General features: G+C 66.1%; 13 protein-coding genes. 7 read left to right on the top strand and 6 right to left on the bottom strand.

Annotation, left to right across the window (positions count from 1 at the left end):
• Positions 1–3: 3 nt before the first annotated feature.
• The 3 genes from OEL49_RS06685 to OEL49_RS06675 all read left to right on the top strand — a co-directional run bounded on the left by OEL49_RS06685 (position 4) and on the right by OEL49_RS06675 (position 1460).
• A complete protein-coding gene (locus tag OEL49_RS06685) occupies positions 4–393 on the top strand; it encodes a hypothetical protein (RefSeq protein WP_043797937.1) in 390 nt (129 codons plus the stop codon).
• A gap of 110 nt (positions 394–503) precedes the next feature.
• Positions 504–1001, top strand: a complete 498-nt coding sequence (locus OEL49_RS06680; protein ID WP_157870600.1) for a hypothetical protein — start codon at positions 504–506, stop codon at positions 999–1001.
• A 150-nt stretch (positions 1002–1151) separates the two neighbouring features.
• The gene (locus OEL49_RS06675) at positions 1152–1460 is read left to right on the top strand and encodes a hypothetical protein (RefSeq protein ID WP_014236699.1); all 309 of its coding nucleotides are present in this window, start codon (positions 1152–1154) and stop codon (positions 1458–1460) included.
• Between the two features lie 415 nt (positions 1461–1875).
• Here OEL49_RS06675 and OEL49_RS06670 read toward each other — a convergent pair whose 3' ends face one another.
• From OEL49_RS06670 to OEL49_RS06655, 4 genes are all read right to left on the bottom strand, one after another.
• Positions 1876–2562 (bottom strand): c-type cytochrome, encoded by a 687-nt coding sequence (locus OEL49_RS06670; RefSeq protein WP_287874248.1) that lies wholly within the window; start codon positions 2560–2562, stop codon positions 1876–1878.
• Positions 2563–2674: 112 nt separating this feature from the next.
• Positions 2675–2839, bottom strand: a complete 165-nt coding sequence (locus OEL49_RS06665; RefSeq protein WP_014236701.1) for a hypothetical protein — start codon at positions 2837–2839, stop codon at positions 2675–2677.
• Positions 2840–2880: 41 nt separating this feature from the next.
• A complete protein-coding gene (locus tag OEL49_RS06660) occupies positions 2881–3063 on the bottom strand; it encodes a hypothetical protein (RefSeq protein ID WP_130460040.1) in 183 nt (60 codons plus the stop codon).
• A 58-nt stretch (positions 3064–3121) separates the two neighbouring features.
• Positions 3122–3712 carry a malonic semialdehyde reductase gene (locus tag OEL49_RS06655; protein WP_287874247.1) on the bottom strand — a complete coding sequence of 197 codons (591 nt, stop codon included), beginning with the start codon at positions 3710–3712 and terminating at the stop codon, positions 3122–3124.
• A 202-nt stretch (positions 3713–3914) separates the two neighbouring features.
• Here OEL49_RS06655 and OEL49_RS06650 point away from each other — a divergent pair, with 202 nt between their 5' ends.
• From OEL49_RS06650 to OEL49_RS06635, 4 genes are all read left to right on the top strand, one after another.
• On the top strand, positions 3915–4583 hold the full coding sequence (locus tag OEL49_RS06650) for a response regulator transcription factor (protein ID WP_014236704.1): 669 nt from the start codon (positions 3915–3917) through the stop codon (positions 4581–4583).
• Entirely contained in the window at positions 4570–5895 is a 1326-nt protein-coding gene (locus OEL49_RS06645) for a sensor histidine kinase (RefSeq protein WP_287874246.1), read from the top strand. Before OEL49_RS06650 ends, OEL49_RS06645 begins: the two co-directional genes overlap by 14 nt.
• A gap of 176 nt (positions 5896–6071) precedes the next feature.
• On the top strand, positions 6072–7823 hold the full coding sequence (locus tag OEL49_RS06640; RefSeq protein ID WP_287874245.1) for a phosphoethanolamine transferase: 1752 nt from the start codon (positions 6072–6074) through the stop codon (positions 7821–7823).
• 2 nt (positions 7824–7825) lie between these two features.
• Complete coding sequence (locus OEL49_RS06635) at positions 7826–8593, top strand: phosphatase PAP2 family protein (RefSeq protein WP_287874244.1); 768 nt, start codon at positions 7826–7828, stop codon at positions 8591–8593.
• Positions 8594–8739: 146 nt separating this feature from the next.
• Here the strand turns inward: OEL49_RS06635 and OEL49_RS06630 are convergent, their stop codons facing one another.
• Both OEL49_RS06630 and uvrA read right to left on the bottom strand, forming a co-directional pair.
• Positions 8740–9057 carry a diacylglycerol kinase gene (locus OEL49_RS06630; RefSeq protein WP_050804357.1) on the bottom strand — a complete coding sequence of 106 codons (318 nt, stop codon included), beginning with the start codon at positions 9055–9057 and terminating at the stop codon, positions 8740–8742.
• A gap of 64 nt (positions 9058–9121) precedes the next feature.
• The gene (gene uvrA, locus OEL49_RS06625; RefSeq protein WP_014236709.1) at positions 9122–11941 is read right to left on the bottom strand and encodes an excinuclease ABC subunit UvrA; all 2820 of its coding nucleotides are present in this window, start codon (positions 11939–11941) and stop codon (positions 9122–9124) included.
• Positions 11942–12133 lie beyond the last annotated feature (192 nt).

The following is a 12133-nucleotide window of genomic DNA, read 5'->3' as shown; positions in this document are numbered from 1 at the left end:
CTCATGAGCCTCGACTTCATCCTCGTCAAGTACCAATCTCCCCCAAACTCGCTCTCCGAGCTTGAGGCCGATGAGTCCTTCGGTCGTGAGCAATACCGCGCTTTGGCCGAGAACCTCTTTGAGAGCATCCGGTGGCAAAGAGACGGAACCGGGAACACCAACAAAGACGGGGTGTTTGTCGAGTTGCACCCATCTGACGCTTCACTTTCTCTTTGGTGCCGTGGCGATGGCGATATCGTCGCACTCGTAAATGCCGTTGCACTTGCGGCTCACAGGTCAGACGTCGTGGTGATCGATGTTCAGTCCTCAGAACTCGTCGTCCCGGAGTCACCTTTGGCAGATCCAGCGTATGTTGAGTGGTATAGAAATGTGCTCGCAAATGCCGGGGGCTAACCCGCCGCTCCAGGGGATGCCCTGCCGACCGTGCCGGCAGGTTCCCTCCGGCCTTCAGCCTCCGGTCGCCCCTGAACTAGCACGTTATGCATTTCACTTGGTGACCGCGCATGGCACTTGAGACCATCCCAATTCAAGGTATTTGGCGTCTGCTTCGCTGGCTGCCGGGATTCCTTCTTCGCCGGTATTTCACGAAAGAGAAATTGTCGCAGTTGATCTATGTCGATCTTCGGCCTCGCCACAGTTCGGTGGTCGTTGATCTTGGTGAGTCAGCTTCGTTCTCTCTGTGGCTCATGGCCATCAATCTCTCGCCGTTCCCCGTCGAGTTGGATCGTGCTGGCTTTCGGTTCTGGCTCGGCGGTTCGACCATAGATGCGTCAATCCTGAAGAAACAAGTCATCGCCCCTGGCGAAGTGGCGTCTCTCTACATCAGCGGAGCAATTCCAGAAGGCCCAGCCAACCAGTTCGCGAGGCATTCTGGCAATCCAGTCGCCCTCGATGGAAATATTGAGTTCAACTGCAACGTTCGCTCCTTCGCAAAGACTGTCGGACATCTTGATGGCATTAACCCAATCATCCATAACGCGCATGTGCGAAGAGATGCATAACCCTTCAGTCGAGCGGGCCTGCGCGAAAAGCCGCGCAGGCCGCCCACTTCCACGTTAGGCCCATCTAGCTTTCGATTTGGCCCGCGCAAAAACTGAGCTATGGAATTCTTCCACCTGGCCGCCCCCCGATCGGCATCAGAGCTTGCTGTCATGGAAAGCATGCTGATCGCAAACCGGATTCCCTTCTATGTGCACAACCGCGGCTTTGGCGGTTTATATCCGGGAATGCAGGTGTCGCTCTACAACGTCCAGCGGGTCATGGTGCCAGTGGCATATGCGGAGGCGTCCATAGAACTCTTCGGCGTATTCCGTGAGGGCCACCAGGAGAGTTTTGTCTGCGCAAAGCTGGGTGTGCGGGACCGCTTGCGAGGCGTGGCTGAAGTGTTGTTGGGCGGCTGGGCCGTGCCTTTCCGGTATCGAAAGTTCTTGCCCGCCAACGACGAGTCGGATCGCCCCTGAACCTTCCACAACAGTAAGGTGGCTGGCTTGTCCTGAACGTTCTAGGTATCCGCCATTGGCCCTGTGCGGCGCCGAGCAACGGAGCCTCCGGCGGGGAAAGGGCGAGCACTGTCTGAGGCCGTAGGCCGAGTTGCGCAGCCCCCGCCGGAAGCGAGTAGCGCAGGGAACCCCGAAGGGGCGCCAAACCGGGCGCGCCTTCTTTTGGTTACATTTTCTTGGCAAGACAAGAAAAGTAACCCGCGCGTCAGGCGCGGAATACAGCGGTCACTAAACCCATCACGTTTGAGGCAGCGACAAGGCTTCAAACAACTACCCCTGCCACACCCCAACAAAAACGGCCCTCCCAGCCACCCCATGGCCGAAATAGCCGTCCTTGCTGCCTCTCCGGCATGGAGCCGGAGGCAATGGGTCGTTCCTACTGCTTGTTCACTTCTTCCTGCAGCGCCGTCACATAGGCCAGGATGTTCTGGATTTCCTCGGGCTTGAGGGTGTTGAGCACGCCCTGGGTGGTTTCTTCGTCGTGGGGGCGGTCGCCCTTCAGGTAGAGGTCCACCTGGCGCTTCAGGTATTGGGAATACTGGCCCACCAGGCGGGGGAACATGCCCCGGCCCTTGGCGGTCTTGCCGTGGCAGGCGGCGCACTGCTTCTGGTAGATGGCCTTGCCGGCCTCCACGTCGCCCGGTTCCCGGGGCACGATCATGACCTTTTCCATGGCCTGCAGACGGGTCAGGGCGTCGTCCGTGTCCTTGAAGGTGGGGATGGCGGTGGGCAATTCGATGCCGGCGATGTATTCGGAGACGACCTTCATGTCCTCGTGGGACAGTTCCCGCTCTTCGGTGTAGGGCACCATGGGGATGTTCACCCGGATGCGCTTCTGGAAGGCCTTCAGCTGGGATTCCATGTACTTGGCCTGCTGGCCTGCGATGCGGGGGTATTCGCCCTTCTTGCCGCCCTGGCCGAATTCGCCGTGGCAGGCGGCGCAGGGGCCGTAGATTTCCTTGCCCCGTTCGTCGGCGTGGCCGGCCAGGGGCGAGAGCAGGGCGCCAAGGCCGGCGGCGAGGAGGAGGGAAGTGCGCAGGGAAGGGAGAAGCTTGGCGATCATGGGGCACCCGGAGAAATGAGCAGGGCCATTCTAGGCGCCGTCTCCGGGGCTGAAAATGATGCGGGTCAAAAGCCGGCCGCAGCAGGGCCGGCGCGGGCGGGGGAGGTCCGGCTCAGGAGCGGCGACAGGACTGGGGCACCTGGCCGAACTGGGTCAGGCGGCGCTCGCAGTCGCGCTTGCAGCCGGCACAGAGGTATTCCCGGGCCTGCAGCAGGAGCTGGTTGGCCTTGTCCAGGGCGGGGGCGGCGGAATGGCGGAGTTGAACTTGGTATTCCATGGTGCGGACCTCTTGGTGGAAGGTTGCCTGAAAACCGGGGATCAGACGCCCGCTTCCCGTTCCTCGCCGCCGCAAAAGTGCTGGCAGTGGGCCGGGCTATCGGCGGGACGCAGGTCGAGACAGGCCGCACAGACGATGGTGCCGGGCCAGTCCTTGAGGGGGATGGCCTGGCCACAGGTGCCGCATGAGTGGGCGTGGCCGGACGTGTGGGGCTTGGTCTCCATGGGGAGCTACCCTACGCGCGCCGGCGGCGTCCGGGTTTGATCTAGATCGAAAAAATGACTAAAGAATACGGGCTGCTTCGGCAAAGGGCAGGCGCGGTCCCCGGGGGTGGTTGCCGGCGGCGTCGCCGTAGCCCAGGTTGATGATGAAATTGCTCTGCCAGCGGCCGTCGGGGAAGAACTCGGCGTCCAGCTTGGCGGCGTCGAAGCCGGACATGGGGCCCGCGTCCAGGCCCAGCAGGCGGGCGGCGACGATGAGGTAGGCACCCTGCAGGCTGGAATTGCGGAAGGCGGTGCTGGCCGCCATGGCCGGGTTGGCCTCGAACATGGGCTTGGCGTCGTAGGCCGGGAACTGGGTCGGCAGGTGCTCGTAGAAGGCCGTGTCCTGGGCGACGATGACGGTCACCGGCGCCGCCAGGGTCTTTTCCACATTGCCCGGGGAGAGGGCCTTGGCCAGGCGGGCCTTGGCCTCGGGGCTGGTGACGAAGACGAAGCGGGCCGGCTGGGAATTCATGGCGGTGGGCCCCCACTTGGCCAGGTCATAAAGCTGCTGCAGGGTTTCCGGGCTCACCGGACGGTCGGCAAAGCGGTTGAAGCTGCGGGCGTCGAGGAAGGCCTGGGCCAGGATCTCGGGGGCGGCGGGAGATTTCATCGTTGATTTCCTTTCATGTTTTATCGCGGCGACGGGACAGTTCAGGCCAGCCGCAGGAATGCCGACCATCCTAGGGCTCCGGGCCAGGGCTGAAAAGCGATAAGAATTGGCGGAACCGTTCAATTTTATTGAACGATTCGCCCGCTCGCCGTACGGCGGTCCGGGCGCCCTATAATGGGGCCCTTCCGCCACGGACAGCGCCATGCACATCCTCATCGTCGAAGACGACCGGTCCATCGCCGAGAACCTCTACGAATTCCTGGAATCCCGGGGGCACCAGTGCGACTACGCCGATTCCCTGGCGGCGGCGGGGCGCCTCCTGGCCGGCGGCAGTTTCGACTGCGCCGTTTTCGACCGCAGCCTGCCCGACGGCGACGCCCTCAGCCTGGCCCGGCGCCTGCGCGCCGAGGGCAGCAGCCTGCCGGTGCTGATGCTGACGGCCCGGGATACCCTGGAGGACAAGCTGGCCGGCTTCGACGCCGGGGCCGACGACTACCTGGTCAAGCCCTTCGCCCTGCAGGAGGTGGAGGTGCGCCTGACGGCCCTGGTGCGCCGGGCGGCGCCGCGCAAGGATGCGGGCGTGTGGCGCCAGGGGCCCCTGGAATACGACGCCACCTCCCAGGAACTGCGCCTGGCCGGCCAAGCCCTGCGCCTGCCGCCCAAGGCCCTGCGCCTGGCGGCCCTGCTGCTGCAGCAGCCGAACCGGGTCTTTTCCCGGCGGGAGCTGGAGATCGCCATCTGGGGCCACGAGCAGGAGGCCAGCGACAACCTGCGCAGCGTCCTGCACACCCTGCGCCGGGCCCTGGGAGAGGGGGCCGGGGTCGAAGTGGTGAACATTCACGGACTGGGGTACAAACTTGTCGCTCGCTAATCATTCCGCCGAGGAGCTGGCCGCCGACCGCCAGGCGCCCAGCATGCGCCTGCGCATCGCCCTGTGGGTGGCGGCCCTGGCCCTGGTCATCATCCTGGCCCAGTCGGTGGCCCTGCTCCTGATGTTCGACGAGATGGAGGAGGAGTTCATCGACAACCTCCTCACCACCCAGGTGGAACACAGCATCGAGCTGTGGCACACCTCGCCCGAGACGGCCTTCCCCAACACCCCGTCCATGACCCTGTACCGGCTCGAGCCCCACTCGCCGCCGGGCAGCGTGCCGGACAACCTGGCCCGGCTGCCCATCGGCAACCACGAGATGTTCGAGGGCGACAAGGAGTTCCACGTGGCGGTGCGGGAGGATGGCGGCGCCCGCTTCATCCTCAGCTACGACGTGGAGGAACACGAGGAGCGGCTCGATGCGGTGACGGCGGTGATCGTCGCCGGCGCCCTGATCATCGGCGGCGTGGTGCTGGCCATGGTCTATGCCCTCTCCGGCCGCTTCACCCGGCGCCTGGAGTGGCTGGCCCAACGGGTCCGGGGCGAAGTGCCGGAAGCGGGCAGCTACGCCCAGGCCGGCATGGAGCGGGAAGTGCTGGCCGTGGCCCAGGCCCTGGACGCCCTGGAGGCCCGCCAGGCGGAACTGCTGCAGCGGGAGCGGGAATTCACCGCCAACCTTTCCCACGAGCTGCGCACCCCCCTCACCGCCATCCGCACCGATGCGGAAATGCTCAGCGCCGCCGGCGGCCTGCCGGAGGCGGCCTACCGCCGCTCCCGGCGCATCGTGGACAGCACCGACCGCATCACCCGTCTGGCCGAGAGCCTGCTCATGCTGGCCCGGGAGACCCGGCCCCAGCTGCAGGACGACCTGCGCCTGTCCCTGGAAATCCAGTCCTTGTGGGAGTCCCTGGGCACCCAGTACGCCAAGCCGGTGCAGCTGGCCCTGGAGGTGCCGGAACCGGCCCTGGTGCGGGCCGACCCGGCCCTGCTGCAGCTGGTGCTGCGCAATCTGCTGGAAAATGCCCTGCGCCACACCGAGTCGGGCACCATCACCTGCCGCCTGCGGGGCAGCGTGCTGGAAGTGGCGGACCAGGGCCCGGGCTTTGCCCCGGACGATCTGCCCCGGGTCTTCGACCGTTTCTACCGCCGCGGCCCCGGTGCCGGCCACGGCCTCGGCCTGGCCCTGGTGGCCCACGTCTGCCGCGCCTGCGGCTGGGTGCCGGTCGCCGCCAACGGCCCCGACGGCGGCGCCGTCCTCAGCGTGGATCTGGGGGCGTCCCTGCAGGGGCCGTCACCGGCTGCCGCTGCCTGAGTCCTCCTGCCGCCCGGGGGCCGCGCTGCCGCTCCCGGCGGGCAGCGGCGCCCCGGCGCCTCCGGCCGGAGGCCGTGCCGGACCTTTCCTCACACATTCCTCACACTTCCCTCACCAGTCCCTCACGGGGCGGCGCCTAAAGTTGCGGCCAATTTCCCTCATCAGGTTGCCGCTCCATGGCCGTATTCGCTCCCGCCCCCGCTCTGGTGGCCAATCCTTCCGGACTGATCCTGACCGGACTGACCCTGGTTAACCTGCTCTTGGCCTTCGCCTTCTGGCTCAACCAGGGCTCGCGCCAGGGCCTGCGCCACTGGCGGCACTGGCAGCCGGCGGTGGGCGGCACCACCCTGGCCCTGCTCGGCAGCGTCTATTTCAGCCTGGCGGGCAACCGTCTCTTCTGGGAAGCGGCCATGGCCGGCCGGGACGGCGGCCAGTGGTCCACCTGGGGCTTTGCCGCCGCCCTGTTCGTATTCCTCAGTGCCATCCATTTCGTCCTGCTGGCGCCCCTGATGGGCCGCCGCACCGCCAAGCCGGTGCTGGCCCTGCTGCTGCTGGTGGTGGGCTGCGCCAGCTTCTACATGGAGAAGTACGGCATCTACCTCGATCCCTCCATGCTGCGAAACGTGCTCAAGACCGACGTCAAGGAAGCGGGGGAATTGTTTACCTGGTCCCTCCTGCCCCACCTGGCCCTGGTGGTGGGGCTGCCCCTGTTGCTGCTGTCCCGGGTGCGCCTGCCGGAGGCCGGTCTCGGCCGTACCCTGGCCATCCGCGCCGGTTCCCTGCTGCTGGCCCTGGTCCTGGGCGGCGGGGCGGTGTTTCTGGTGTTCCAGGACTTCGCCTCCCTGATGCGCAACCACAAGGAAATCCGCTACCTCATCACCCCGGCCAACCTGGTCTATTCCCTGTCCCGGGTGGCCAAGGCCGAGGCGGCCCAGGGGCCGCGCCAGCCCATCGGCACCGATGCTGCCCTGGCGGCAGCCTGGAAGGGCCGCAGCAAGCCGGCCCTGTTCGTCATCGTCGTCGGCGAGACGGCCCGCGCCGCCAACTGGGGGCTCAACGGCTACGAGCGGCAGACCACGCCGGAACTGGCGCGGCTCGACGTCATCAATTTCCCCCAGGTCAGCAGCTGCGGCACCAACACCGAAGTTTCCGTGCCCTGCATCTTCGCCCCCGTGGGGCGCCGGGATTATGACGAGGAGAAGATCCGCGGCAGCGAATCCCTGCTGCACGTGCTGAACCGGGCCGGCTTCAAGGTGCTGTGGCGGGACAATCAGTCCGGCTGCAAGGGTGTCTGCGAAGGCCTGCCCAACGACAGCCTGACCAATGCCGCCATCCCCGGCCTGTGCGACGGCGAGCGCTGCCTCGATGAAGTGCTGCTGCACAACCTGGACAAGGTGCTGGCCGACGACAAGGGCAACCGGGTGCTGGTGCTGCACCAGCTGGGCAACCATGGCCCGGCCTACCACAAGCGCTATCCGGAAGCCTATCGCCGCTATACGCCGACCTGCGATTCCAGCGACCTGCGCCAGTGCAGCCGGGAACAGATCGTCAATTCCTACGACAACGCCCTGCTGTATACGGACCATGTGCTGGCCAAGACCATCGACTTCCTCAAGTCCCAGGACAAGGATTACGACACGGGCCTGATGTACTTCTCCGACCACGGCGAGTCCCTGGGCGAGAACAATCTGTTCCTGCACGGCATGCCTTACAGCATCGCGCCCCAGGAACAGACCCGGGTGCCCATGGTGATGTGGCTGTCCCGCGGTTTCGCCCAGGACTTCAAGGTCAATGTCTCCTGCCTCAAGGCCCGGGCGGCCCAGCCGGCCAGCCACGACAACATCTTCCATTCCGTGCTCGGCCTGCTCGACGTCAGCACCAGCATTTACGACGCCAAGCTGGACCTGGCCGCCGGCTGCCGGAGCTGACCATGGACAACGCCACCTCCTTGCCCCTGCCCCTGGCCGGCGTCCTGGAACGCCACGCCGGACGCCGCTGGCTATTGGCCCAGGCCCTGCTGCTGGTTCTGCTGGCGGTGCTGCTGCTGGCGGTATTCGAGAACACGGGCCTGGACCTGGCCCTGAGTCAGCGGCTCTACGACCCGGCCCTGGGGGATTTTCCCATGCACCACCACTGGCTGTTCGAGCGGGTGCTGCACCACGGCATGAAGTACGCCTCCTACGCCCTGGTGTGCATCGCCCTGGTGCCCTGCTGGCTCGGCTGGAAGGGCGAGCTGGACTGGCTGCCCCGGCGCAATGCGCTGCTGGCGGCCCTGGGCATGGTGCTGATCCCCATCGGCGTTTCCCTGCTGAAGAGCCTGACCAACCGCCACTGTCCCTGGGATGTACTGGAGTTTGGCGGTTATGCGCCCTATCTTGGCTTGCTGGTGCCAGGGCCGACAGGCATCAAGGCCGGTGCCTGTTTCCCGGCCGGCCATGCGGCGGCCGGCTTTCTCTGGCTGGTGTGGGGCGTGGCCCTGCGTCCGGCAGGTCGCACCTGGTCCCGCCTAGCCTTGGGCCTGGGCCTGGCTTTGGGCGCCGGCCTCGGCGTGGTGCGCCTGTTCCAGGGGGCCCACTTCCTTTCCCACGTGCTGTGGTCGGCCTGGTTCGCCTGGGCCCTCAGCCTGGCCCTGGCCGCCGTGCTGGGAGCCGATCTGGGATTGCGTCCGGGCCGGGGTGGCCAGGAGCGGGTGGCCTGAGGGGCAGAAAGGACGCCGGTTTCGGGCCTGGCATCGCCAGGCGGCAATATCCATGCGCCTTCCCGGCCATGGTCCCCCGAAAAGCACAAAGGGCCGGAAACGGCCCTTTGTCGTTGTGGCGGCAGCCGCCGGTGCTGGTCAGGGCCTCACGGCCACAGCACCAGGGCCCAGACGGCGGCGGCGGTGGCCAGGGCGATGAGAACGGCGGCGCTGCCCAGGTCCTTGGCCCGTTTGGAGAGATCGTGGCGTTCCGGCGAGACCCGGTCCACCACCGCTTCCACGGCGGAGTTGATCAGTTCCACCAGCAGCACCATGAGGATGCTGGCCACCAGGGCTGCCTTTTCCAGGCCGCTCTTGCCCAGCCACAGGCCCAGGGGAATGGCCACCAGGGCCAGCAGCACTTCCTCGCGGAAGGCCGCCTCGTGTTGCCAGGCCGCCTTGAAGCCGTCCCGGGAATAGCCCATGGCGTTCCACAGCCGTTCCAGGCCGGTTTTGCCCTTGAAAGGAGAGGTGCTCACGGCCTTCTCCTCAGCGGCTCAGGAGGGGCTTGAGGAAACGGCCGGTGTGGCTCTCGCCCACCTTGACCACGGCTTCCGGCGCCCCGGCGGCGATGATGCGACCGCCGCCGCCACCGCCCTCGGGACCCAGGTCCACCAGCCAGTCGGCGGTCTTGATCACGTCCAGGTTATGCTCGATGACCACCACGGTGTTGCCGTGGTCGGCCAGGCGATGCAGCACCTTGAGCAGCATCTCGATGTCGGCGAAGTGCAGGCCCGTGGTGGGCTCGTCCAGGATGTAGAGGGTGCGGCCGGTGTCCCGCTTGGACAGTTCCAGGGCCAGCTTGACGCGCTGGGCCTCGCCGCCGGAGAGGGTGGTGGCGCTCTGGCCCAGGGTGATGTAGGAGAGGCCCACATCCACCAGGGTCTGCAGCTTGCGGGCCACCACCGGCACCGGGTCGAAGAATTCCCGGGCCTGCTCCACGGTCATCTGCAGCACGTCGTAGATGGACTTGCCCTTGTAGTGCACTTCCAGGGTTTCCCGGTTGTAGCGCTTGCCGTGGCAGACGTCGCAGGGCACGTAGATGTCCGGCAGGAAGTGCATTTCCACCTTGATCACGCCGTCGCCCTGGCAGGCCTCGCAGCGGCCGCCCTTGACGTTGAAGGAGAAGCGGCCCGGGCCGTAGCCCCGGGAGCGGGCTTCCGGCACTCCGGCGAACAGCTCCCGGATGGGGGTGAGCAGGCCCGTGTAGGTGGCCGGATTGGAACGGGGCGTGCGGCCGATGGGGCTCTGGTCCACGTTGATCACCTTGTCGAAGTGATCCAGGCCGATGATTTCCTCGTGCTCCGCCGGTTCCGCCGTGGAGCCGTAGAGGTGCTTGGCGGCGGCGGTGTACAGGGTGTCGTTGATGAGGGTGGACTTGCCCGAGCCGGAAACGCCGGTGATGCAGGTCATGAGGCCCACCGGCAGTTCCAGGGAAACATCCTTCAGGTTGTTGCCCTTGGCGCCGATGACCTGGAGCTTCTTCTCCGGGTCGGCCTGGCGGCGCTTCTTCGGCACCTCGATTTTCTTGCGCCCGGAGAGGTAGTCGCCGGTCATGGAGGCCGGGTTGTCAGTGACCTGCTGGGGCGTGCCCTCGGCGACGATGGCGCCGCCGTGTACCCCGGCGCCAGGGCCGATGTCCACCACGTAGTCGGCGGTGCGGATGGCGTCCTCGTCGTGCTCCACCACGATCACCGTGTTGCCGATGTCCCGCAGCTGGCGCAGGGTCTGCAGCAGACGGTCGTTGTCGCGCTGGTGAAGGCCGATGGAGGGCTCGTCCAGCACATACATGACGCCGGTGAGGCCGGAGCCGATCTGGCTGGCCAGGCGGATGCGCTGGGCTTCGCCACCGGAAAGGGTCTCGGCGGAGCGGTCCAGGGAAAGGTAGTCCAGGCCCACGTTGATGAGGAACTGCAGGCGGGAGGTGATTTCCTTGAGGATCTTCTCCGCCACCTGGGCCTTGTGGCCGGTGAGCTGGATGGTCTCGAAGTAGTCCCGGGCCTCGGCCAGGGGCAGATGGCTGATCTCGTGCAGGGTCTTGCTGCCGACCTTGACGTGGCGCGCCTCCTGGCGCAGGCGGGTGCCTTCGCAGGTGGGGCAGGTGGTGTTGCTGATGTACTTGGCCAGTTCCTCGCGCACCGCCAGGGAATCGGTCTCCTTGTAGCGCCGCTCCAGGTTGGGAATGATGCCCTCGAAGGCATGTTCCTTGAGCACCAGCTTGCCCCGCTCGTTCATGTACTGGAAGGGCACCAGGTCCTTGTCGCTGCCGTAGAGCAGCACCTGCTTCACTTCGTCGGTCAGCTCGCTGAAGGGCGTGTCCACGCTGAAGCCGTAGTACTCGGCGAGGGAGCCGATCATCTGGAAGTAGAACTGGTTGCGCTTGTCCCAGCCCCGGATGGCGCCGGCCGCCAGGGACAGGTCGGGATGGGCCACCACCCGCTTCGGGTCGAAGAACTGGATCACCCCCAGGCCGTCGCACTTGGGACAGGCCCCCATGGGGTTGTTGAAGGAGAACAGGCGCGGCTCCAGCTCCTGCAGGGCATAGGAGCAGATGGGGCAGGCGAACTTGGCGGAGAAGAGGTGCTCCTGGTTGCTCTCCATCTCCAGGGCGATGGCCCGGCCGTCGGCGTGGCGCAGGGCGGTCTCGAAGGACTCGGCCAGGCGCTGGCGCATGTCTTCCCGCACCTTGAGGCGGTCCACCACCACGTCGATGTTGTGCTTCTGGCTCTTGGCCAGCTTGGGCAGGTTGTCGATCTCGTAGATGGTGCCGTCCACCCGCAGGCGGACGAAGCCCTGGGCCCGCAGCTCGGTGAACAGGTCCAGCTGCTCGCCCTTGCGGTTGGCCACCACCGGCGCCAGGATCATCAGCTTGGTCTCTTCCGGCAGGGCCAGCACGTGGTCCACCATCTGGGACACGGTCTGGGCCTCCAGGGGCTCTCCGTGTTCCGGGCAATAGGGGGTGCCGGCGCGGGCGTAGAGCAGACGCAGGTAATCGTGGATTTCGGTGACCGTGCCCACGGTGGAACGGGGGTTGTGGCTGGTGGCCTTCTGCTCGATGGAAATGGCCGGGGACAGGCCCTCGATCAGGTCCACATCCGGCTTTTCCATCAGCTGCAGGAACTGGCGGGCGTAGGCCGAGAGGGATTCCACATAGCGGCGCTGGCCCTCGGCGTAGAGGGTGTCGAAGGCGAGGGAGGACTTGCCTGAGCCGGAAAGTCCGGTGATCACGATCAGCTTGTCGCGGGGCAGGTCCAGACTGATGTTTTTCAGGTTATGGGTCCGTGCGCCGCGGATTTTTATTTCGTCCATGGGGTGTTCTGAGCTCGGTTGGGGCCAACCGGTAACTATACCCGGTGTCAGGCGGCCAGGGGAAAGGGAGTTGCAGCGGGAATTGCTGTGGCGGCCGCCGCGGCGGCGGAGAACCGGGGCAGGGCGTCGCTTTGCCTGGCGGGCCGGCTGGCGGTGTTGTATTGCCCTGCGGTCTCGGATAAACTTCGCGGC

Source organism: Azospira sp. (assembly GCF_030247495.1).
Taxonomy (GTDB): domain Bacteria; phylum Pseudomonadota; class Gammaproteobacteria; order Burkholderiales; family Rhodocyclaceae; genus Azospira; species Azospira oryzae.
Note: the sequence above shows the minus strand (reverse complement) of the source record. Positions and strands in the feature narration are given on the sequence as shown.

Bases quoted from the DNA above. Each gene is read 5' to 3' on its own strand.
- OEL49_RS06685 (WP_043797937.1), top strand. From the start codon at position 4: ATGAGCCTCGACTTCATCCTCGTCAAGTACCAATCTCCCCCAAACTCG.
- OEL49_RS06680 (WP_157870600.1), top strand. From the start codon at position 504: ATGGCACTTGAGACCATCCCAATTCAAGGTATTTGGCGTCTGCTTCGC.
- OEL49_RS06675 (WP_014236699.1), top strand. From the start codon at position 1,152: ATGGAAAGCATGCTGATCGCAAACCGGATTCCCTTCTATGTGCACAAC.
- OEL49_RS06670 (WP_287874248.1), bottom strand. From the start codon at position 2,562: ATGATCGCCAAGCTTCTCCCTTCCCTGCGCACTTCCCTCCTCCTCGCC.
- OEL49_RS06665 (WP_014236701.1), bottom strand. From the start codon at position 2,839: ATGGAATACCAAGTTCAACTCCGCCATTCCGCCGCCCCCGCCCTGGAC.
- OEL49_RS06660 (WP_130460040.1), bottom strand. From the start codon at position 3,063: ATGGAGACCAAGCCCCACACGTCCGGCCACGCCCACTCATGCGGCACC.
- OEL49_RS06655 (WP_287874247.1), bottom strand. From the start codon at position 3,712: ATGAAATCTCCCGCCGCCCCCGAGATCCTGGCCCAGGCCTTCCTCGAC.
- OEL49_RS06650 (WP_014236704.1), top strand. From the start codon at position 3,915: ATGCACATCCTCATCGTCGAAGACGACCGGTCCATCGCCGAGAACCTC.
- OEL49_RS06640 (WP_287874245.1), top strand. From the start codon at position 6,072: ATGGCCGTATTCGCTCCCGCCCCCGCTCTGGTGGCCAATCCTTCCGGA.
- OEL49_RS06635 (WP_287874244.1), top strand. From the start codon at position 7,826: ATGGACAACGCCACCTCCTTGCCCCTGCCCCTGGCCGGCGTCCTGGAA.
- OEL49_RS06630 (WP_050804357.1), bottom strand. From the start codon at position 9,057: ATGGGCTATTCCCGGGACGGCTTCAAGGCGGCCTGGCAACACGAGGCG.
- uvrA (WP_014236709.1), bottom strand. From the start codon at position 11,941: ATGGACGAAATAAAAATCCGCGGCGCACGGACCCATAACCTGAAAAAC.